The sequence below is a fragment of the Bacillus hominis genome (assembly GCF_030348325.1).
Taxonomy (GTDB): domain Bacteria; phylum Bacillota; class Bacilli; order Bacillales; family Bacillaceae_G; genus Bacillus_A; species Bacillus_A hominis.
The window spans coordinates 2,903,808-2,926,022 of sequence record NZ_JAUCFS010000005.1 but is presented as its reverse complement, the minus strand read 5'-3'; the positions used below and the strand labels follow the sequence as shown (position 1 = coordinate 2,926,022).

General features: G+C 34.5%; 22 protein-coding genes and 5 pseudogenes. 13 read left to right on the top strand and 14 right to left on the bottom strand.

Features of this window, described 5'->3' with window-relative positions:
• Positions 1–650: 650 nt before the first annotated feature.
• From QUF93_RS17650 to QUF93_RS17635, 4 genes and pseudogenes are all read right to left on the bottom strand, one after another.
• Positions 651–989, bottom strand: a pseudogene (locus QUF93_RS17650) (antibiotic biosynthesis monooxygenase); the annotation flags it as partial.
• Positions 986–1,630, bottom strand: a complete 645-nt coding sequence (locus tag QUF93_RS17645) for a hydrolase (RefSeq protein ID WP_090917394.1) — start codon at positions 1,628–1,630, stop codon at positions 986–988. The pseudogene QUF93_RS17650 and the gene QUF93_RS17645, both read right to left, overlap by 4 nt.
• Before the next feature lie 199 nt (positions 1,631–1,829).
• Positions 1,830–2,474, bottom strand: coding sequence for an isochorismate family cysteine hydrolase YcaC (gene ycaC, locus QUF93_RS17640; protein WP_289359660.1), 645 nt, complete (start codon positions 2,472–2,474; stop codon positions 1,830–1,832).
• A gap of 208 nt (positions 2,475–2,682) precedes the next feature.
• Positions 2,683–3,240 carry an NADPH-dependent FMN reductase gene (locus QUF93_RS17635; RefSeq protein ID WP_098991225.1) on the bottom strand — a complete coding sequence of 186 codons (558 nt, stop codon included), beginning with the start codon at positions 3,238–3,240 and terminating at the stop codon, positions 2,683–2,685.
• 279 nt (positions 3,241–3,519) lie between these two features.
• Between QUF93_RS17635 and QUF93_RS17630 the strand changes: the two genes are divergently transcribed.
• The 5 genes and pseudogenes from QUF93_RS17630 to QUF93_RS17610 form a co-directional block, all read left to right on the top strand.
• On the top strand, positions 3,520–4,611 hold the full coding sequence (locus tag QUF93_RS17630) for a low temperature requirement protein A (protein ID WP_289359659.1): 1,092 nt from the start codon (positions 3,520–3,522) through the stop codon (positions 4,609–4,611).
• Between the two features lie 137 nt (positions 4,612–4,748).
• Positions 4,749–4,892, top strand: a complete 144-nt coding sequence (locus QUF93_RS17625) for a winged helix DNA-binding protein (protein ID WP_289375764.1) — start codon at positions 4,749–4,751, stop codon at positions 4,890–4,892.
• Between the two features lie 586 nt (positions 4,893–5,478).
• Positions 5,479–6,420, top strand: a complete 942-nt coding sequence (locus QUF93_RS17620; RefSeq protein WP_289359658.1) for a ring-cleaving dioxygenase — start codon at positions 5,479–5,481, stop codon at positions 6,418–6,420.
• A 188-nt stretch (positions 6,421–6,608) separates the two neighbouring features.
• Positions 6,609–7,445: an alpha/beta fold hydrolase gene (locus QUF93_RS17615; RefSeq protein ID WP_289359657.1), complete on the top strand. Its 837-nt coding sequence runs from the start codon at positions 6,609–6,611 to the stop codon at positions 7,443–7,445.
• Between the two features lie 310 nt (positions 7,446–7,755).
• Positions 7,756–7,908: pseudogene (locus QUF93_RS17610) on the top strand (IS6 family transposase); the annotation flags it as partial.
• A 532-nt stretch (positions 7,909–8,440) separates the two neighbouring features.
• Here QUF93_RS17610 and QUF93_RS17605 read toward each other — a convergent pair.
• Both QUF93_RS17605 and QUF93_RS17600 read right to left on the bottom strand, forming a co-directional pair.
• A complete protein-coding gene (locus QUF93_RS17605) occupies positions 8,441–8,638 on the bottom strand; it encodes a hypothetical protein (protein WP_002084593.1) in 198 nt (65 codons plus the stop codon).
• 412 nt (positions 8,639–9,050) lie between these two features.
• Complete coding sequence (locus tag QUF93_RS17600; protein ID WP_070170745.1) at positions 9,051–9,623, bottom strand: cupin domain-containing protein; 573 nt, start codon at positions 9,621–9,623, stop codon at positions 9,051–9,053.
• A 1,602-nt stretch (positions 9,624–11,225) separates the two neighbouring features.
• Here QUF93_RS17600 and QUF93_RS17595 point away from each other — a divergent pair.
• The 3 genes and pseudogenes from QUF93_RS17595 to QUF93_RS17585 all read left to right on the top strand — a co-directional run.
• Positions 11,226–11,333: pseudogene (locus QUF93_RS17595) on the top strand (recombinase family protein); the annotation flags it as partial.
• Positions 11,334–11,435: 102 nt separating this feature from the next.
• Positions 11,436–11,732, top strand: a complete 297-nt coding sequence (locus QUF93_RS17590; protein ID WP_289375763.1) for an HNH endonuclease — start codon at positions 11,436–11,438, stop codon at positions 11,730–11,732.
• A gap of 84 nt (positions 11,733–11,816) precedes the next feature.
• A complete protein-coding gene (locus QUF93_RS17585; RefSeq protein WP_070170406.1) occupies positions 11,817–12,215 on the top strand; it encodes a CHRD domain-containing protein in 399 nt (132 codons plus the stop codon).
• A 256-nt stretch (positions 12,216–12,471) separates the two neighbouring features.
• Here QUF93_RS17585 and QUF93_RS17580 read toward each other — a convergent pair.
• Both QUF93_RS17580 and QUF93_RS17575 read right to left on the bottom strand, forming a co-directional pair.
• Positions 12,472–12,692: pseudogene (locus tag QUF93_RS17580) on the bottom strand (hypothetical protein).
• Positions 12,693–12,704: 12 nt separating this feature from the next.
• Positions 12,705–12,908 carry a hypothetical protein gene (locus QUF93_RS17575; RefSeq protein WP_080018446.1) on the bottom strand — a complete coding sequence of 68 codons (204 nt, stop codon included), beginning with the start codon at positions 12,906–12,908 and terminating at the stop codon, positions 12,705–12,707.
• 113 nt (positions 12,909–13,021) lie between these two features.
• On the opposite strand from QUF93_RS17575, the pseudogene QUF93_RS17570 reads away from it, so the two are divergent.
• Positions 13,022–13,287: pseudogene (locus QUF93_RS17570) on the top strand (N-acetylmuramoyl-L-alanine amidase C-terminal domain-containing protein); the annotation flags it as partial.
• Positions 13,288–13,534: 247 nt separating this feature from the next.
• Here QUF93_RS17570 and QUF93_RS17565 read toward each other — a convergent pair.
• From QUF93_RS17565 to QUF93_RS17540, 6 genes are all read right to left on the bottom strand, one after another.
• Positions 13,535–13,876: a YolD-like family protein gene (locus QUF93_RS17565; protein ID WP_002120712.1), complete on the bottom strand. Its 342-nt coding sequence runs from the start codon at positions 13,874–13,876 to the stop codon at positions 13,535–13,537.
• Between the two features lie 286 nt (positions 13,877–14,162).
• Complete coding sequence (locus tag QUF93_RS17560; protein ID WP_289359655.1) at positions 14,163–14,540, bottom strand: hypothetical protein; 378 nt, start codon at positions 14,538–14,540, stop codon at positions 14,163–14,165.
• A 1,003-nt stretch (positions 14,541–15,543) separates the two neighbouring features.
• Positions 15,544–15,915: a cupredoxin domain-containing protein gene (locus QUF93_RS17555; protein ID WP_289359654.1), complete on the bottom strand. Its 372-nt coding sequence runs from the start codon at positions 15,913–15,915 to the stop codon at positions 15,544–15,546.
• A 308-nt stretch (positions 15,916–16,223) separates the two neighbouring features.
• Positions 16,224–17,483, bottom strand: coding sequence for a serine hydrolase domain-containing protein (locus QUF93_RS17550; protein WP_289359653.1), 1,260 nt, complete (start codon positions 17,481–17,483; stop codon positions 16,224–16,226).
• 99 nt (positions 17,484–17,582) lie between these two features.
• A complete protein-coding gene (locus tag QUF93_RS17545; RefSeq protein WP_002120701.1) occupies positions 17,583–18,782 on the bottom strand; it encodes an MFS transporter in 1,200 nt (399 codons plus the stop codon).
• A 15-nt stretch (positions 18,783–18,797) separates the two neighbouring features.
• Positions 18,798–19,217 carry a MarR family winged helix-turn-helix transcriptional regulator gene (locus QUF93_RS17540; protein WP_002120698.1) on the bottom strand — a complete coding sequence of 140 codons (420 nt, stop codon included), beginning with the start codon at positions 19,215–19,217 and terminating at the stop codon, positions 18,798–18,800.
• 188 nt (positions 19,218–19,405) lie between these two features.
• On the opposite strand from QUF93_RS17540, the gene phaZ reads away from it, so the two are divergent.
• From phaZ to QUF93_RS17520, 4 genes are all read left to right on the top strand, one after another.
• A complete protein-coding gene (gene phaZ / locus QUF93_RS17535; protein WP_002120695.1) occupies positions 19,406–20,308 on the top strand; it encodes an intracellular short-chain-length polyhydroxyalkanoate depolymerase in 903 nt (300 codons plus the stop codon).
• Positions 20,309–20,368: 60 nt separating this feature from the next.
• Positions 20,369–20,593, top strand: coding sequence for a hypothetical protein (locus QUF93_RS17530; RefSeq protein ID WP_289359652.1), 225 nt, complete (start codon positions 20,369–20,371; stop codon positions 20,591–20,593).
• Between the two features lie 112 nt (positions 20,594–20,705).
• Complete coding sequence (locus QUF93_RS17525; protein WP_289359651.1) at positions 20,706–21,902, top strand: MFS transporter; 1,197 nt, start codon at positions 20,706–20,708, stop codon at positions 21,900–21,902.
• Positions 21,886–22,086: an NETI motif-containing protein gene (locus QUF93_RS17520; protein WP_000166303.1), complete on the top strand. Its 201-nt coding sequence runs from the start codon at positions 21,886–21,888 to the stop codon at positions 22,084–22,086. Before QUF93_RS17525 ends, QUF93_RS17520 begins: the two co-directional genes overlap by 17 nt.
• Positions 22,087–22,215 lie beyond the last annotated feature (129 nt).

The window sequence follows — 22,215 nt, the reverse complement described above, 5'->3', positions numbered from 1 at the left end:
AAAATCGGGAGACATAGGGAACTATGGGGAGGCCAAAAGGCGCACCAAAATAGGAATGTATAAAAAAATGCATAGATCCATCGAACAAAAAAGGAGGTTCCCTTATGAGAGTAGGGGTTCCTCCTTGTCCTTGCTACCGATAATAATGCGTTATGTCAACCACATATGTATTTAATATTCATTAATTTTTTAGTACTCACTATAAATTTAATACAGTAAAATAGGAATATAAGGGAATGTAAATAAGATACGTAGGAGGATTCGATGAGACAAATAAAACTCCTGTTTGTTTTAATAATCCTTATATTAGGAGCTTGTTCTAATGATAAGTGGTTTACCCTTAAAGGTGAGAGTGAAAATTGGATGGGTACGTACCAAGGCTATACATATGATGAAAATAATGAAGCAAGTGAACTTACTCTAATTTATAAAGGGGATCCTTCAGAAATTAAAGGTAATGTTAAATATAAATATGAAACTGATAGTAGTGGAAAAGGGGACGGAAATGTTTCACTAGATCAAAACTCTATTAAAACTAAAATAACTTGTGGAGGTTGTAACATAACTAATAAAGATGATGTAATAAAGATTACTATGAGTTGGAACGATAAAACAGAAACCTTTAAACTACAATCTAAAAAGTAACTTCCGCTTTCAGTTTTGTAAGTTGGATTAGTAGCTTGAAATTGTTCTGCCTTTTTTAACAAATCTAGACGAATATCTGATTCTTGCCAAGTACGTAGATGCTCATACGTATCAAAGCGAAAAATAACAGTATACTCTCTGGATCCGTTATTGGGGACTATTAGATTTACGCCTAAATGCCCTGGGAATTTAGTAGCGGCAGCTTCGATTTCATGTCTCCATGTTTCAAACTGTTTTTCTCTACCTTCTTGAATTTTCCATGTAACAATCGTTGTCACTGGACCGCTAGCATCCATTGTGTTCCCGGTATGAGTATCTCCGACAGTTACTATTTCTTGTTTCATATTTTCCTGCTTGGAAGCGCGCCATGTACCATAGTATATGCGTATTCTACTCCTTGACCATAAGCGCCAGTGTGCTCTTTTACAATTTCCATAACAGCATCATAAGTGTCTTTGCGTGCCCAATCACGTTGGTATTCAAGTAAAACTTGAATTGCTGTCACTGGAATTGCTCCAGCTTGTTCTACACGACGCATAGCAGCGTTATGTGCTGTCAAACTAGTACCACCTGAAGCATCATCAACTGCATAAACTTCATAGCCAGCTTTAATTGCTTCAAGCACAGGGAATGCAAGGCAAACTTCAGTCCAAAGTGCTGCAAATATCAATTTCTTTCTACCTGTTGCTTTAACTGCCTCAACGAATTTTGAATCTTCCCAAGAGTTCATTGAACTACGTTCTATAATTTCATGGTTTGGGAATATGTCAAGAATTTGCGGCCAAAAATAACCAGAAAAGCTGCGTGTTTCAACTGTAGTAAGAATAGTAGGTACGTTAAAAGTTTTTGCTGATTTAGCAAGCAGCATAACGTTATTAATCAATGTTTGTCTGTCAATGCTTGCAACTCCAAAAGTCATTTGAGGCTGAAAATCGATCAAAATTAATGCACTGTTCTCCGGATTTAACAATTCTAAATTACTCATAATAAAACACTCCTTTTTTTAATTGTTTAAATGAAGTTTTTCGAAAGAAATATATTTTCTGTTAATTTTAGCTGTAATCGTAAAAATAAAAGCTTTGCTATACTTCTTAATTTAAAAGAGAGCGCTGATTTAATCAGCGCTAAATTTATACTATCCACTTTTTTTAAAAGTGATTTATAGCTATTTCTTTGGAATACATTTATGCATTTTGTTTACTAAGATCTCGCTGAGCTCCTCTATAGCTTCCAATTATATTTTGATAACCTGGAAGATTACTAGCAAGCAAATTGCCAAAACCTTCGACATCGTTGCGCCAATCACGTTGTAATTCGCACGCTACACTAAACCAGTTCATAAGTTGCACGCCACTATGTGCCATACGCGTATTGGCAGCATCTGCAACTTGTTTACTGAAAGTTCCTGAAGCATCAGTAACAGCAAATACTTCATACCCAGCTTTTATAGCAGAAAGTGCCGGGAAAGCAACGCAAACATCCGTAACTACGCCCGCGATGATAAGTTGTTTTTTTCCAGTTTCTTCGATTGCTTTTACAAAATCATCATTATCCCATGCGTTAATTTGTCCAGGTCGAGCTATTTTTGGTGCGTGAGGAAAGAGATCAACCAATTCTTGCATTAAAGGTCCGTTAGGTCCGTGTTCAAAGCTTGTTGTTAAAATAACTGGTAAATCAAAAAACTTAGCAGTTTGAGCAAGAGCTAAAACATTGTTCTTGAATTCATCAACACCATAGTCACGTACTAGTCCAGACATAAGACCAGTTTGATGATCAACTAAAAGAACGACAGCATCATCTTTGTTAATACGAGAATAGAGATCAGACATTATGTATTCCTCCTAAAAAATTAAGTAATCGAAGAAAGTTTAAAAAGTGGAATATTATCATAAATTTCTTCGTTTGTTACAATCAATTTATGACTAAACTGATCGTAAATATAAATTTATCTATAAACTTATGACACGTCAATAATTTTCTTAAAAATCAGAAAAAGGGATGCTAGAATCATTTTTAAAAAGACTTGATCTCCTTTTATTAATCTAAAGTAGGAGTTTTATCTATCCAATTTATAAATTGTTGTAAATAACGCTGAAGATAACGTTTTGTTTGTTCGTCAGTAAGAACTTTCTGATCGGAATCGATCTTTTCATGTACTTGGGAAATCAGAACTTTTTGAAATGGAAGAACATGGGCCTGCATGGCTTCTAGTATTTCTCTGATTTGCATTTGAGCATAAGCAGTACCTAATCCCCCAGGAGTTGCACCAATTAAACCAACCGGTTTTCTGCTAAGAACAGCGGATTCCCGAGGTCTTGATGCCCAGTCCAATGCATTCTTTAATACGCCTGGAATTCCAGAATTGTACTCTGGACTTACAATGATGATACCATCAACGTCCTGGATGGCAGATTTAAATGATGTCACTGTTTTTGGAACACTTATTTCTAAGTCTTCATTGAACAAAGGTAGATCATTTATCTCGATCCAACGAAATTGATGGGAATCATCCATCCCTGTTAATGATTGAGCAATGATTCGATTATAAGAGTTTTTTCGTAAACTACCACAAATAAGGCCTATAGTCTTAGTCATATATTCCCTCCTTTTTTATAAAATCAACCAATTATACCATGTTACACCAAACTAGTAGAAGTAGTTTTATGCATAATTTTCGAACTATTCAATTTAATTTATTTTATTTTAATGAAGTGTTTATTACAAAAGGCCTAAAATGTAAGGATTTCTCATTAGTTTTCTTATTATTGGCTCGAGTTTTTCAAGCTATGAGAAATGGTTTATGTCTATATTATTTTCTCTTCCAATTACTATATATTTTTAGCATACTATTAACTATAAGGAGGGAGTGCAGAAATGGAAGAAAAGAAAGTGACGTGGTTAGAACTCTTTTATGATTTGTTATTTGTGGCAGCGGTGACGGCTGCGACTCATGTTTTACTTCATGTTGAAGATGGTCATATCCATGCCGAGTATTTAGTAAAGTTTGTCCTAATTTTTATTCCGATCTGGTGGGCTTGGGTAGGGCAAACCATCTTTATTAACCGGTTTGGAAAAGATTTATTTCATCAACGAATCTTTTTGATCCTGCAAATGTTTTTTGTCCTAATAATGACATCAAGCTTATCAGCTGATTTTGATCCTTATTATCTTTCTTTTTTAATTGGCTATATTGGCTTAAGGGCCGTGACTGCAATCCAATATCTTATTGTCCAGCGTATAGAAAAGGGAGCTCGAAAAAGAGCAGCACTCTTTTTAGGAAGATATTTTTGGATTGGAATCGTTATTTCATTATTATCCGTCTTTTTTGATTCCTGGATTCGATATGCTGCGTTGTATTTGGGGATTTTTATCGATATTATTGTCCCACTGATTGGGAGAAAGTGTTTAGAAAAGGTTCCTACAAATACAGCCCACTTGTTAGAGAGATTTGGTCTATTTTCCATTATTCTCTTTGGGGAAGCTCTTATAAGCACTCTTGTGGTCATTCAGCCTAAACAAGGAAATTGGGATTCAATAAGCTTTGCGATCATTTCATTTATCCTCATTATTTCAATGTGGTGGCAATATTTCGATAACATGGAGAAGAAACTCGACAAGTCTAGACAAACTTCCGGTCAAATTATTATTTACGGTCATCTGTTTATTTTAATGTCTTTGAGTATGGTTGCAGCATCTATCAGACTATTATTTTTACATGAGGTCTATTATTCTTTTATCTTATATTTTGTTTTTGGTTCTGTATTGCTCTATTTCCTGTCAACTACAATTGTTTTTCATCAATACAGGTTTGAACAACACCGTTTAAAAATTTATCATTTATGCTTGTTTTTAGGGATTTTAGCAGTCTTTTTTGTTATTAATCTGATTGTAGTAGTACCGAATATTGTAATAATAGGACAATTAACCCTATTTTTTATTATCTATGCTAAATTAACAACTACATAAATAAAAGCATCAAAAAAACTAGTATCAAAACTTGAAATGCACCCCAATTGTTAGACACAGTCTAACAATTGGGGTGCATTTTTCTATGAATAAATTTAATTCAGAACAGAAAATAAATGCTGTAATACGTTACCAAAATGGAAGAGTTGGGATTAATTAATCGGGAGCAGGACTGGAAAACAAAATACCTTTCATTGACTGAGGAAGGAAAAGAGTTTTTTAATGAAGCTGCTTCGAAACAAGAACAATTTCAAGCATCACAATTTTCCAACTTGACTTAAAAGGAAAAAAAAACAGCTTCTGGGTTTACTTAGGAAAATTCAAAAAACATAGTAGGTAATCACATATCAGCACTAATGGTAAGAGTACCTGTAAACTTAAAAGTACTTTTCGATTTCAGGTAAGTGGCAAAATGTAGTTTTGTTGCCAAGTTATCTACTTATCTGATTGGATAAAGGTAAATCTATTTACTATTTTCAATAGCAATACCTAATTTAATATGGCTCCCTGGTAAACAATACAATAATCAGCCTCAAATATAGCTTTTTCTCCTTCTGACCTATTTCAAATGATTAATTGGAAATCATATATTATTAATACTTACTTTGATATCCAAAATGTTGGGCGATCCCCTTTTATTATCTTAAGATTTTACGAATGGCTAATAACAAACTTAATAATGGATATTGTTAATAATTTCCGTGACTATGTTTTTAATAAAATTAGAGACCAATATTTATAGAAAATAAAAAAACTTGAGAAAAAGGAAAAAGCATCCTGGAAGTCGTATATACAATTGTCGACAAATTGAAGATGCTTTTTTAGGTTAAATGTCTAATCAAAAATAAAAATAGGAGTGAAAATAAAATGAGTAAAACAACGATGGGCATTCACCACATTACTGCAATTGTTGGTCATCCTCAAGAGAATGTTGATTTCTATGCAGGTGTATTAGGTTTACGTTTAGTGAAAAGAACTGTAAATTTTGATGACTCAGGTACCTACCATCTTTATTTTGGTAATGAGGGTGGAAAACCAGGAACAATCATGACATTTTTTCCATGGTCAGGAGCTAGTCAAGGGAAAATTGGTGATGGTCAAGTAGGCGTTACATCTTATGTTGTTCCAAAAGGAGCTATGAAGTTCTGGAAAAAAAGACTGGAATCCTTCAATATTCCTTTTACTGTAAAGGAACGCTTTAGCGAGGAATACTTGGAATTTGATGATCCTCATGGGCTACACTTGGAAATTGTTGAAAGGGAGGAGGGGGAAGTAAATACATGGACCTTTGGTGGGGTAACACCTGAGGTAGCTATTAAAGGCTTTGGCGGTGCTACTTTATTATCGACCCATCCTGACAAAACGGCTGCATTGTTAGAAAACATATTGGGACTAGAATTAATCGGCAAGGAAGGCGACTTTGCACGTTACCGTTCTTCAGCAGAACTAGGCAATGTTATTGACTTGAAATTAACGCAAATAGGACACGGGACAATGGGGGTTGGAACCGTACACCACATTGCATGGCGGGCAAAGGATAATCAAGACCAATTGGAATGGCAAAAATATGTTGAGGAAAACGGATATGGGGTAACTCCTGTACGAGATCGAAACTATTTTAACGCGATTTACTTTAGAGAACACGGGGAAATTCTCTTTGAGATTGCAACAGACCCTCCAGGATTTGCCCGCGATGAATCCGAAGCAACGATGGGAGAAAAATTAATGTTGCCAGGGCAGTTTGAACAGTTTAGAGGGCAGATTGAACAGAGGTTATTACCATTTGAGGTAAGAGAATTAAAGTTGTGAGCTGGTTAACTGGTACAAATTATGCAAAATTACATGAGACGTTTTCCATAGAGAGACCTAATTATGATCCCATATTTTCGCCGATGGAATCTATCGAACTTAAATCTTTATTGGAGAAGGCTAATGCAAAAGCTGAAATTCATTGGGAAATAGGTTTAATAATTAAAATTCATGGGGAGGAAATTTATATGGCAAAAGTTACTGTAGGTAATGAAAATCAAGATCCAATTGAACTCTATTATGAGGACCATGGTTCAGGGAAACCGGTTGTCTTAATACATGGTTGGCCTTTAAGTGGGCGCTCTTGGGAATATCAGGTACCAGCTCTTATTGAAGCAGGCTACAGAGTCATAACATATGATCGTCGAGGATTTGGAAAATCATCTCAGCCGTGGGAAGGATATGAATATGATACCTTTACTTCTGATTTACATCAACTATTAGAACATTTAGATCTTCAAAATGTCACACTTGTTGGTTTTTCAATGGGTGGAGGTGAGGTAGCTCGATACATTAGTACGTATGGAACAGATCGTATTGAAAAGGCTGTTTTTGCTGGAGCAGTTCCGCCTTATTTATACAAATCAGAGGATCATCCTGAAGGGGTATTTGATGATGCAGCAATTGAAGAATTCAAAAGTGGCGTGATAAATGACCGCCTTGCATTTCTTGACGAATTTACTAAGGGATTTTTCGCTGCTGGTAATCGAACAGATTTAGTTAGTGAGCCATTCCGTTTATATAATCGAGATATTGCAGCTAGTGCATCACCTAAAGGAACGCTCGATTGTATCACCGCCTTTAGTAAGACAGATTTTAGAAAGGACTTGGAAAAGTTCAATATACCTACTCTTATTATTCACGGTGACTCTGATGCAACTGTACCTTTTGAGTTAAGTGGAAAACGAACATACGATTCCATTCCTGGTAGTAAACTCGCTCTAATACAGGGTGGTCCTCATGGATTAAACGAAACTCATGCAAAAGAATTTAATGAAGCATTATTAACATTTTTAAAAGACTAATCTTTGAGTAACTACCAGTTGCGGTTCAACAGCAATATCAAGAATAATAACACGAATTTATCGATTAGAGGTTTTTTAGGTTACTTAGGGGTATTTCCACATCGCTATCAAGCTAATAAAAAGAAATGCCCCTAGAATGAAAAGATACGCTATTCTTTCTGTAGAATCATAGGAAAGGATGGCGTTTTTTATCTCCAAATACCTTACGGGATCTTGCTGGTTCTGGTGCAAAAACTTAAGGACAATTGCAATGAATCTATAAATCTTGGACATACTGTTACTATTACTTTAGAAAGTGTGCGTGATTGGTATGGAAAAGGAAAATGTATTCAAATGGAAGCATTATCAGCCTGATATTATTTTGTTAACGGTAAGATGGTACCTACGGTACAATCTCAGTTTTCGTGATTTGGTGGAAATGCTAGAAGAACGGGGTTTATCCATTTCTCATCCATCAATTGTTTGGACTTTCAGCATAAGATACGATTTCATATAGGAATATATGCGCTTTATTCTCTTTTGTTTTATTTTTGCACCAGAACCAATTTACTTAATACTACAATATTTGATAATGAATATTCAGGGATAACAATGTATATCTCTTCCGTTATATTCATAATTGGGAGCACATTTTTCACAAATGCAAAACGGCTTATTTTATTTTTTGCTTAGTATGGTTTTTTTCCGAAATGCTGGCGGTACCCAAATATTACTTAACATGATAAAGTGATATTTGGATGGGAATTCAGTGCAACAAAAAGTAATGAATAAAAGAGAAAATCCCTGCGGGGACAGGGATTTTATAGGAGAGATATTATTGTTGTACGGTGTCGAAATTTGGCGTATTCGACGAATTAATATTATCACGAGTTTTCAAGTAATTGTGATGGTTGATGTGTCAAAAATGTGTACGACTTTCATATAAAAGTGTTATTTGAATAGGAAAAGGGAAAAGAATTAAGTTCACTCGTTCTTAAGATTTTTCCCTTTGAAATTTACTGTTTGTTCGTTGTTCTATATACGTCTGAAATTGGTAAATCTTCGCCACGTAAAGCTTGAGTACTGTCCTTCTTGTTTGAATCATGTGCCTCCTGAGATGTTTCTTGCATTTGCTCTTGGGCCTTACTAGGAGTATTCAGCGCATCCAATGACACGTGATCAAGTTGTTGACTTAATAGATTTTTTTTATCCATGTTATATAGCTCCTTTTTGAACTTAGATATAAAAACGATGTATTTTTAAATAGTTACGTGGGTATTATGTATCTTTGAATGGAATTATATACACAAACTATATTGAGAAATTAACTAATTATAAAAATTACTTGCGATGATAAACTTAAAAAATATAAAAATCATTAGTTCTTAATAAAAGCGTTAATTGATACCAAATAAAAATAAAAAAAGCCCTTTAAGAGAGCCGTGTAAATGCTATCGCATATCGTATACCACAGTATATACATGTCTCGGAATAATGTGAACAAAATAGTTATTTAAATAAAAAGAGCGCTTTTTAAGGCGCTCTATGACCAAGGTTTATTGTGATCTTTTTAGGTTTGTGGAGTATTTGAACAATAATTTAGTTTAAGACAAAGATAATTTCTTATTAGTAATACCGACTTGCTTCAGTAGACATGGCAATTGCTTTTGTTTCATGAACTGTACCATATGGATGCTCTGGAGGTGCATATATAGAGTAAATTTTAAGTGGTTTATTCCCCGTATTGATTACATTATGCCATTTTCCAGCAGGTATCATAATTGCATAGTCATCATAGGCCATTTCTTGAAAATATAATTTATCTTTGTTATCACCCATTTGAACAAGTCCCTGTCCTTCTTCAATACGTATGAATTGATCAGTTGTAGGGTGTACTTCTAAACCTATGTCATCTCCAACATTAATACTCATTAAAGTTACTTGTAAGTTTTTTCCTGTCCATAAAGCGGTGCGGTAAGTATGGTTTTGTTTAGTGGCCTGGTTAATATTCAATACAAATGGTCTAGCTCCATAATCTGTTAATCTAATGTTTTCACAATAAGGATTCCGGTTGTGATTCCAGGAGTTATTGTTGTTACTGTAATAATAAGGCTTCCAATCATAAATCCAATTATTGTTATTCCAGATGCTATCCATTGAGTTTTGACATTGATAGTAAAAACGTGGATTATGTTGCATATCCAAGCTCCTCTCATGATTTTATCATTTACCTTTTATCCTATGCTGTTGTCTATTTATAGGAATGTAGAATAAAAGGAAATGGGTAGTAATAAAAAATCATAAGCAAACTTTATTATTTTTTCTATGGAATATGAAATAACAGGTTAATAAAGGATGTACTATTGGTGTAAAAAAGAAAACTTAATAAAATCATTATTTAAATAAAAGAAACCCCGATTGTCTGCGGGGCTCCTAAGGGTAATCGTCAAGTAATGACGTACTCGACTAATTAACGATATCATGAATTTTTTGGTAAAAACACTGGTAAATGTGTCCAAATAAATGAGGGCATCATTTGGAACAAAAACGCTATTTTAATTTCAAACAAAAGAGCAGTCAGCAAAAGCTAACTGCCCCATTTTGGAGGAAAATCAATTGTTACAGATTGGCGTATTCAAAGTATGGACAGAAATTGGGGATTTATTCAGACAAAACTAAAAAGAGCACCTTCAAGTAGTGCTCTCAGTAAGTTGGGCCCTCAGAGAGTAGTGTGGCACACATGATAATATATGTGAGTTATTCATTGAGGTACAAATACCTAATAAAAACTACATTTGGCACAACAAAGCAGCTAGCTCAATTAACTAACTACTTGTTGTACAAAAGAAATTAGGCCCTACAAGTAATGATGTGTAACTTTAGATTACAGTTATAGTGTAAACAAGATTGGAAAAGTTATACGGTAGTGAACTTAATAAAAATTTCATTTTGTATGTATTTGAAACACAAAAAGAGCACTTCATAAAAGTGCCCTTGTGACGAGTTTCGTTTTCTCAAAGAAAGGAATACACCATATCATACGAAGCTTTTCTGAAATGTACTTGTGTTAATTAATTAGTATTTGTAAAAATAGTAGCTAGCAAAAGCTAACTGCTCGGTTCTCCAAGGGGGAACAAGGAGAAAGTAACTTAATCGGTTGTCTGCAGTATTGACGGAATATTGAATTTTATTCAGGGGACTATGTTATATGATTGATAAAAAATTCCTTTATTAGCAGTAAAACTCCGAGGAGAGACAAGACTTCAATTGAGAACCAAAACATGCTTTTTTGAGGTTTTTTAAACTCCATTATTATGGAAGGAAATAAAAAGGTTGCAATCATCATGATAATTAAGAGACGGATTATATCAGACATTAATAGCACTCCTAATATTTAATCAGTTTCATTATATAGTTATTTCCAATGAGACGGAATTTAAGAATTGTTTTATTGAAATTCGAACAAAAAAGGTCCTGTTGTCTCCAACAGAACCTTTTCTAAAATGGCAAAGAGTAACTCTTACCTTACTCTTCTGCTATATAATACACAAAACACGTATAGATGTGTAGAACAAGAAATTCCAATATAATTATTCGAATAAAGTGTTTAAAAGTATCTTGTCGGGATTTAATACAAGGGATTAAATTACAAACGTTGATTTATCAATGGATATTAATGATGAACTAGAAAATGATAGTTAATAAAAAAATATTACAATAATAAAATATACAATATTGCATATTCAATTGAAATAGAAATTTACAAGTAGAAAGCGAGGAATAACAATGGGGCTAGGAAACCATAGAACAGAAAATAGTTTGAGTGTAAATGACATTTCCAAAATGACAGGTGTTCCGCGTTCTACTATTTATGCGAAAGTGAAAGAATTAAAAGAGGGGGATTTATAATGGAGGAATACGAACAGCTTCGACAGGAATTTCGTAATATAAGTAAGCAATACTGGAAACAGACTAAAAAACCCAAAATGTTTTTCAAAAACAGATGTTCATTTGCATCATAAAATTCCATTAAAATCAGGCGGAACGAATGATTATGAAAACCTTGTTCCTTTATGCGAAGAATGTCATTGGGAACTCCATAGACACTTCGAAACAGTTAAATCACACGAGTATTTTATGAAGACACCTAAATATACAGAATTGATAGGATTATGGGAAATATTGAATGATCCATTATCTATGAAAGAGTTCAAGGAATTTGTTTATAAAGGATTGGATTTAAAAAGAAATGTACAAAAATCATTTAATGAAGAAGAAATAGAAGCAAACAAAAAACAATTAAAGTAGCGAATCCGCTGCTTTTTTATTTTGTCACCATTTAAGAAGGACTGGAATATATTAGGAGTGAATAAAAGCATAGGAGTGATAAATATGTTCTTCGCAAAGTTACGTGGTAGAAATGAAGTTCCACCAGTAGAAACCGATGCTAGAGGACAAGCTTTCTTTAAATTAAGCCAGGACGAGCTTAGTTTAAAATTCAAGTTAGATTTATTCGATATAGAAAATGTAGTAGTTGCCCATCTGCATCTAGGAGCCAAAGGAACGAACGGTCCTGTTGTAGCTTTTTTATTTGGGCCTATAACAAATCCGGTTTCAATAGAGTGTGCAACTTTTACAGGAATGATCACTCAAGAGGACTTGGTTGGGCCGTTGGCTGGTCAAACTTTAGACGCTCTTGTAAATGAAATCATCTCTGGAAACATTTATATTAATGTTCATACAGTACAACATCCTAATGGCGAAATTCGTGGCCAATTGTATCATTGCTAATTAAGTATAGTAGTGAAAAAGTTTAGTGTAAGACATAAATCATCCGTTGAGCGGGCTTTTATTTGGAAGAGGATGACTGAAAAAAATACAGATAACCAATATAATCTTAATTACTTTTAAAATTCATTTTCATTGTTTTGAAAGTAATCAAATTTAATTAGAAAACAATATGAAGTTACAATTAATTAGAAGTAGCGAATCCGCTACTTTTTTATTTTGCATAGAAAAAAGGAAACCGCAAAGGATCCCTTGTATATTAAGCTGCTTTATAATTTTTATTTTTAATCCTATTTCTAGTATCCATAAATGCGGCGAATGTCGCTATAGCACCACCTAAATCATAAACTTGGAATTTGTGGACAAAAGCAAGTCCTACAATGAAATTGTAGCTGTATATAAAGCATGTAATACCGAACAGCCATAACATGAACTTCAAATCTTTTAAGCTCAATCTATAACCTTAATTCTTTTCCACATATGTATCAACTCCTATTGTTCTGAGGTTCTATAGTTTTTCTTGTTGATCTCTCGCATGTCTACGATAAAGAATAGAAAGAAGATAACAGCTGCGATGCCATTAACCCAGTAGTACGTATGTCCCATTGTGAATCCATCATAGAAGGAATAGGCATTCCAAATTATAAGGATTACTGAGCAGATAGTAGAGGTCAGTAATGAGCCAAAACTTCTCATGATTTTCACCTCGATTCAAATTTTTAGAACTTTTTATACAATTATACATTTAAATAAAAAGATTTGCAAAAGGAATTACCATAAGGAGGAGTTATGACGAGTTACTTCCTAACGTATACGCTCTAACGGGACAAACTGTTGGGAATGGTGGATATCAATACGTTAAGTCTCAGGTGGATTCGGTACTAACTCCTTAGATGAAGCTATTCAAGCTATGGCAGAACGAGGAATAAAAGGTAGCGTTAATGTTGATCTACTTTCTGGACTATGTTATATCCAAATCGATGTCCTACTTAATGCAGAGTTAGATAAGATTACTTGGTGGATGGATACTAGACCAGGTGGTAAATGGTGGTATGAATATATCAAAGTGAGATAATAGTTGAAGCCGTCCTTAATCGGGCGTCTTCAACTATTATCTAAATGCTTCCTTAGCTTTCTCTATTGAGTTCTGTTCCTCTTTTGTATTTGTAAATTCGATAACCATAACAGACAATCCAAAACATAAACAAACAGCCTTTATCTTGCTAACTCTCACAAGAACCTACACTTTTTCTCTATCTTAACCTAGAATACAAAATTCTTTCATTTTTATTCCCGGATATATTTGAAAAACTGTATATTTTTTATCTTAAATCAATTATATCTATAAATTTAAGAAAAATTCTGTTATACGATGCATCAGTGCAAGCTATTAAATTCTTTATTGGATTTATGTCAGTTACAGTCACATATCTAGTAAGCAAATGACCATCTCTATAATAAGTAATCCATATCTTCTCTTCAGAAAGAAATGAACATAATAACTTGTTTTCAATAATTTCTTGTTCGTCTTGGGTTAATGTAGGGCGCTCCACTTTTATTTGTTTTTTAACAATCTTACCAATACCGATGAATTTCTTCGGTATCGAAGCGAATGGAGTCCGCTTAACCATTCCTATTTCTTTTGGCATATGTGTATAGTTCATACTGTATATCTCCCTAATTGCTATTAATAACTGTATCATTATATCAATTTTTGGAGATGTTAGGACTATTTATGTAATTATAAAATAAACATTTAGAGGTTTTTGGCTCCTTATAAAATCAACCCAATTTAACTAATCATGATTTATATATATAATAGGAAAAAATTTATAAGAGTCAGTTTATTTTTTCTCAATACCTCACTCAACCAGTAAGTATTTATGCCAGATTAAATCTCTACGTTTTCATTGACAAAAAGCTGACTATACTTAGTCAGCTTTTTGGATACTATAATCTAGTATTTATCAGTCCCAAAGACATGTTCTTTGCCTTTAAGTTGACACTGAAAATCTTACCAATGTTTTCTTTTGCAATGACAACAAATAAAGAAACATTTACAACGACACTTATCTCTCTTAAACTTCCAATCATCATCACAATGGTGCTTTTCTTTAGATTTCCACCAATCATCATCACAATGGTGCTTTTCTTTAGATTTCCACCAATCATCATTACAATGGTGCTTTTCTTTAGATTTCCACCAATCATCATCACAATGGTGTTTTTCTTTAGATTCCCACCAATCATCATCACAATGGTGCTTTTCTTTAGATTTCCACCAATCATCATCACAATGGTGCTTTTTCTTAGAACTCCAGCAATCATTATTCCAGGACATTCTTTTATACCTCCCTTCAATTACGGTTCATATTATTCTATGTTTTAGTAAAAAAACTGCTTGTTCATTAACCTATCATCATACTTTTATATGATAGAGTGCTTTCTACTAGATATAGAATTCATACAAACTATGCTAATTTTCAAGGGAGAGTGGAGAGAACTACTGGTTATGATATTGATCAACAAACACTTGTTGAAGAAAAACGTTCTGATTTTAAATAATCTCTTATTTTGGAGTACGCTTTTTTGAATGTATATTTCGTAATAGCAAAGGAAGAACATACTATATAACTGCAAATGAAGCCTTTTTATCTATTTACCCATTTCGCTTAATAATTTATCCATTTTTTGTTCTTTTGATGATGTTGAGGTATATGTCTTATTTTCAACGCCGCGGTAGTTGATATTTGCCAAAAATGGAAAGGAAAATCCTTCATTATATCTTAAAAAGGAGCTCTCTTTATCAAGAGAGCTCCTTTTCTTATTTCTTCTTTTTTTCTGTCGGTTGGCTTTGTTTAGCGAAATTAGATGAATCATCGAAATTCGGTTGCTTTTTACCAGCATTATTACTTCTACCTTTTCCCATATGTAATGCACCTCCTCTCACCCTTACTATTCCCAATAAAAAAATCCTCTTGCATCCAAGAGAATTTTTTATTGGGCTCTTATTAATAATGCCCAACTGTTCCCGTAGTACTTCCAACACTTCCAGCCCTTCCAGCCCTGCCATACCATATTGGATGCTGTTGACCATATAGGTAGTCAATAATGAATAGAATTTTCGTTATGGGGGATTTTGATTCTTTAGCTTGATAGCGATGAGGTAGCACCAACAAAACACAAATTTCGTACGCTACGACAATGTAAAGATTTTATGCTGCCCGTAAAAAACTGATTAGTGAGAGCTCATAATCTGCGGGGGGATGGGCACCCCCGCGAATTTAAGTTTTACTTTATAAAAAAAACAAGGATCGGTCGGTACTGCTTGTTATTTGACTATTACTTTTCCAACCATTCCTTTCAAGTAGTGGAACCGACATATTAGTTCATATGTACCGGGAGTTTCAGCTTTTACGGTAATTGTTATTTCTTTTCCTGACGGGACTTCTGCGTCAATTCCGAGCTTTTTCACCGTAAAGGTATGTTCTCTATTTCCTTTGTTTTTCAATAGCAACGTTGTCGTTTTCCCAGCCGGAACAGTGATGATATTCGGATTAAAGTAATCATCATTCAATTCAACCTCAATAGGCTGTCTCACAACGTCGGATTCGGCAAATACACGGAGCGAACCTAAAGTAGTCATAACTACAATCATCGCAAGTGAAATGATTAATCCAGTTAATAGCTTTTTCACAGACATTCGCAATCCCTCCTTTCCTAAGCACTAGTGTTTTCAAATTTATAAAATATTATCACGATAAATAGGGTTTAGGCGTGGCTCACATAGTAATTCTTTCGGCAACTTCTAATAACCAAGTGATAACTGGAATAGGATTTGTGTAAAGTGAAACTTTAATCAGTGGGGGGCATTCCACACTGATTATTAGCCTTCACCAATCGGACGTTTACGGGCAGCCCGACTCCCACCTAACTTCTTTGCTCCACCTGAATTTTGAGGTGGGAGTTTTACTGCCCGGCAAATAGCGGGGTAAATAAAAAAAGCCTCCACTACTGTGGAAGCTTTTCCAAATGATGTGCAATATCGATATACATATCGGAATAAACCGAATGGATTTCATTACTAGGCGCAGCGTTAGAAGAGAAGTGGACGATAACCATATTTGCTTTTGGATCGATGTAAAGGGTTTGTCCGTAACTGCCTAACACTTCGAAAGCACCTTGTTCATTATGCGGAATCCACCATTGATTATGATAAGAAATTGAAGCGCCAATGCCGATTGCGAGTTCACCTTCTTGTACACCTTTCACACTTTCTGTAATAGAAGAAGGGACGATTTGTTTTCCGTTATATTGACCGTTATTTAATAGTAATTGCCCGAATCTTGCCATATCTCTAGCAGTTGCATTTAAACCAGCGCTTGCTTGTTCTACTTTTGTTTCATCTGTAACGTAATAAGCGTTGTCTTCCATACCAATTTGAGACCAAATTCGCTCGCTTACATTTTCAGCTAACGATTTGCCAGTGATTGTTCGGATAATCCAAGCGAGTGTTTCTGTTGATCCATTATTGTAAGAAAAAGCGGAACCAGTTGCCGCAGTCTCTTCTGCTTCTAGTAACATATCATAAATTTTCATAGGACCATCGTAGTTTTTGCCTCGGGGTAAAATATTACTAGCTAAATATAGTTGTGCATCTTGATTTTCTAGTCCTAACTGCATATATCCGTGAGTAGGGTACTGGGCAGAAACTTGCATGTCCATTAATTGCTGAAGTGTTGCTTTTCCGAACGGTGTATTTTTTAATTCTTTTATGTAAGTGTCAGCTGTTTTTTCTACATCAATAAGATTTTCTTCAGCGAGAGATTGTATGACTGCACCAGTAAAAACCTTTGCTAATGATGCCATTCCATGAGGATCACTCTCGTTATATCCATTGAAATATCGTTCATAGACAAGTTGACCATTATGTACAACGACAAAAGCATCTGTTTTATTTTCGGCTAAAAGTTTCTTTAGAGGAGTCGTATTTCCAAATCCACGCTCCACAGCAAAATCGTCTAAGTTTTGTAACGCGGTAGGGAAGTGAGCAACTTGGTCAGGATTGTTTTTTACTTCATTAATTAAAGTGAATTCTTTCATATGTGTATACGACCAACGTAAGTAAGGATCGTCTAACCAGTTTTCTTTTGTGACATTTTCTTTAGTAGGGGTCGTTTTATTATGTTTAAAAAAAGTAAACCCAAGCCCTGTAACTACGAATAGTAATACTAGTAACAGTAATAGCAGGGGAGATTTCTTTACATTCATGTAGGTACCTCCTTTAGTTTCTATTATAAGTATACGCTCGTCTTAAAAGAAATACAAAATAAGGAAAGTAAACGGGTAAGTTTACTTTCCTTATGAACGTTAAGCGGATATTTGTCCGTCTGTATGTTGCTTTTTGAATTTTTGTTTTCGTCCGTGTAATCCATAATAAAGAAGTAAAGTGAACGCAACGATAATAGCTGCGATAAAATACATATTATGATAACTTGATTTGGCAGCGACTATACCTAAAATGAAAGAACCAAAGCCAATGCCGCTATCAAAGAACGAGTAGTAAGTAGCTGTCGCAGAACCACGTCGATGGTTTGGAGCGGCAGAAATTGCGATCGTTTGGAAGCTTGGAATTAGTGTTCCGTAACCTAAACCGATTAATACGCCTGCGCTCAGGAACCAAAATGGAGTTTGCGCTTGACTTAAAGCGAACATTCCAATTGTGAAAATAATGATAGCTGGATAAATAAGTACGTTTTCACCGAAGCGATCAAAGATTTTTCCTGTAAATGGACGAGAAATTACAACAACAAGTGCGTATACAATGAAGAAATAACTTGCAATCTCACCTAAACCGAGCTCTTTTGCATAAATAGGAATAAAGGATAAAATACCACTATACGAAAAGGCTAAAACAAATCCTGTCAGAGCGATCGGAATAGAGGATGGTTCAATTAAGTCTTTCCATTTCATTTTTTCTCGTTTTTGTTTACTTACTGGTTTTTCATGTGGAATATTCACTACTAAACCTAATAAAAATGCGAGTAATGAAAATACCGAACAAACGATAAATAGTACAGTAAATGAAAAATGAGAAATAATTGTTAAACCTAAAAAAGGACCAATTACCATCGGTAGACTCATAAATACACCGTAATAGGCAAGCGCTTCACCGCGTCTATGAGCTGGTGCTACATCAGTTACAATTGTTCCAGTTGCTGTTGTTGCCATTCCGAACCCAATACCATGTAAGAAGCGAAGGGCAAGTAATAAAAACAAACTTTGCGTACCGAAATACATAACAGTAGCGGCTAAAAATAGTGAAAGTGAAATAAATAATATTTTCTTTCTTCCTAAATCATCGAGCCATTTTCCTGTGAATGGTCTACATAAAACAGATGAAATAAGAAAAACAGTTGCAACTAAACCAATTTCCTCAGGTTTTCCTTTTAGGCCGTCTATAACATAGACAGGCAGAGTAGTCATAAGCATGTAAAATGTTAAAAAGAGAAACAGACTACTAAAACAAGTTCCGAGGAAATCCTTCGTCCAAAGTTTTTCACTTTGCATCGTCATCCCTCCATATTAATGATCTAAATTTTTGATAATTTGTTGTAACAATTGAAAAGCTTCATGTAAATCTTCTTCTTTAATACCTTCTAGCGTCTTTTCTTCAAAGGAATCAACTTCTTCTTGCCATACTGGAATCATTTTTAGTGCAGTATCAGATAATGAAATCAACTTTTCACGGCGATCTTTTCCTTCTGTACGAATAATCCAGCCCATCGTTTCCATACGTGTTAACGTACGAGTCATCGTTGGTGATTCAACATTTAAATACTGACATAATTCGGTTTGGGTACAAGCTCCAGTTTGATTAATGCGGAAAATAACAGCCCATTGCGCACTAAATAATCCTGTTGGAGATACACGTTCATTAAATTTCTTCGTAAACTTACGAGAAGTTTGACTGACAAGGTGAAAAAAATGTTGTTTTTCGTCCATGTATTTGGATCCTTTCAAATTAGTTACCTAGCTAACTATATACCTTTTTATTTTAATTGTCTAGTAATAGACATGTTGCTTTATGTGGAAATTTCGTATAGATTTTATGTTGAGAACATACATTCTACATGGTATTCTTTAATTAAGTAAAGAATTTTCTTTCTATTAAAAGAATGGGGGAACTTGTAATGATTAAGCCTGCAACAATGGAGTTTGTTTCACTATCGAACGGAGAAACGATTGCATATCAAGAAGTTGGAAGGCAAAATGAAGAAATGCTCGTGCTCATTCATGGGAATATGACATCGTCACAACACTTTGATTTAGTTATTGAGAAACTACAAAAACAATATCATATTTACGCAATTGATTTAAGAGGATTTGGACAATCAACGTATAATAAGGCGATAGATTCTTTACAAGACTTTGCAGAAGATGTGAAACTTTTTATAGATAAATTTAATTTAAAGAAATTTTCATTAATGGGATGGTCAATGGGCGGCGGTGTTGCGATGGAGTTTACAGCGAGCCATCCAACTTTTGTAGAAAAGCTAATATTAGTAGAATCGGTAGGGATGAAAGGGTACCCGATATTTAAAAAAGATATTAACGGGCAACCAATTGGATCGAGTTTATTAAAAACGAAAGAAGAAATTGCGCTAGACCCAGTGCAAATTGCACCCGTACTAGATGCAATAAAAAATATGAATAAAGCATATTACCGTACAGTATGGAATCTATTAATATATACACATAATCAACCTGAACCGGATCGTTATGAAAAATATTTAGATGATATGTTAACGCAGCGCAATTTTGTTGATGTTAATTATTCATTAGTTACATTTAATATTTCAGACGAACATAATGGTGTTGTACGAGGAAATGGACATATTCATCGTATTCAAGCCCCGACACTCGTCATACAAGGTGACCGCGATTATGTCGTACCACAAGTAGTTGGTGAGGAATTAGCGAAACATTTGCCAAATGCGGAGTTGAAGGTGTTAGAAGATTGCGGGCATTCACCGTTTATTGATTGTTTAGATGTATTTATACAGCATGTAGAGGATTGGTTAGACAATAAATAATTCCCGAAATATAAAACTTGCATATACTATAGCATTGGTATGTATAAGGGGAGAGAGTCAATGCATAATCCATTTTTAATATATCATTCTCCATATAATCATCAATATATAAAAATTATTATTGATCCGATGTATATGCAAGTTTCACCAGCTGTAGTTCCTTTACAAGTGCAGCAGCAACCAATGGTCCATACACATCAGTTTTTATATGGCCCTTCATTTTATGAAAATCCATATTTTAAACATTTTCATTACCATGTGAAAGCACAAGTTTGGGAAGGATAGGAAGCTAAAAAGTATATTCTTTTTAGCTTCTTTTTTATTGTTAATATTCGTACACGCATTTACAGAAACCATTTATAATGGAAAGTGGAAAGTGTGAGAAGGAGGAAAGAGGATGTCGATGCGTTTTACTTTTTGGATTATGGTTGGGATTGTGGCAATCTCAGGTTTGTCACAAGGGATGCTCTTACCTGCCATCGCAATGATTTTTGAACAAGAAGGGGTTAGTTCAAGCATTAACGGTATTCATGCGACGGCATTATACATCGGGATATTATTTATTTCACCGTTTCTTGAAAAACCGATGCAAAAGTTTGGAATGAAGCCAATTATCGTTATTGGTGGGTTTCTCGTTATTATTTCATTATTCTTTTTTACACAAACATTTTCATTTTGGGTATGGTTTATTCTTAGATTTCTAGTTGGAGTCGGAGATCATATGCTTCATGTTGGAACGCAAACGTGGATTACGACAACGTCAGATCCTAGTAAAATAGGGAGACAAGTATCGATATACGGTGTATTCTTCGGAATTGGTTTCGCGGTTGGTCCGTATTTAGCGAGCACCGTTCAGTATGGCCTTGCAACACCATTTATCGTATCTACTATACTTTGCTTAATAGGATGGCTTTTACTACTACCAACGAAAAATGCATTTCCAGCACAAGATGAGGCGAAAACTGAAAGTGAATCATCCTTTTCTCGTTATAAACAAGTCGTTGGATTAGCTTGGATTGCGCTAATTGGTCCGCTCGCATACGGTGTACTTGAAGCGATGTTAAATAGTAATTTACCAGTATACGCACTTCGCAAAGGATGGTCTGTATCGGAAGTTGCATTCTTATTACCAGCATTTGCAGTTGGAGGTATTATTACACAAATCCCACTCGGTATGTTAAGTGATAAATACGGAAGAGATCGTATTTTAACGTGGATGTTCAGTGTAAGCACTGGCATTTTCTTACTTGCAGCAGTATTTGATCAATATTACTGGATCGTCTTTGCCTGTATGCTTCTAGCTGGTATGGTAATTGGATCATGCTTCTCATTAGGTCTTGGATTTATGACAGATTTATTACCGAGACACTTACTACCAGCAGGTAATATATTATCCGGAATTGCCTTTAGTATAGGAAGTATTATGGGGCCTGTATTAGGAGGCGTATTTATAGAAAAAATACAGTATACAAGCTTTTTTATTGCGGTTATGATTATAATGGGTATTCTCGCAATGGTATATATTATTTACATGAAAAATCAATTCGCATCAAGAAAAATAGAAAGTAGGTTAGGGCATGACAAAACAACCTAATAAGAAAAAATTTGAAGTACTAGAAAACGAAACGATTACAGACTGCTTAGCACGTATGGAACAAGAAGGATATGCGCCGTCTCGTCGCATGGAAGAGCCAATCTTTCATGAAGTGAAGAAAGACGGCAAAACAGTAGTTGAGCCGTGTGGTAGGAAAATTGTTTTTGAGGGAAAATTGAAGTAATCTAATAACAGATTTTCTTTATGGTATAGAGCCATCCAATTCATTTGAGTTGGATGGCTTGTTTTTTTACTGACCAATGAAAGACTAAGCTAAGCGATCTTTGTTAGTAAAGATAGTAGGGAGAAAAAT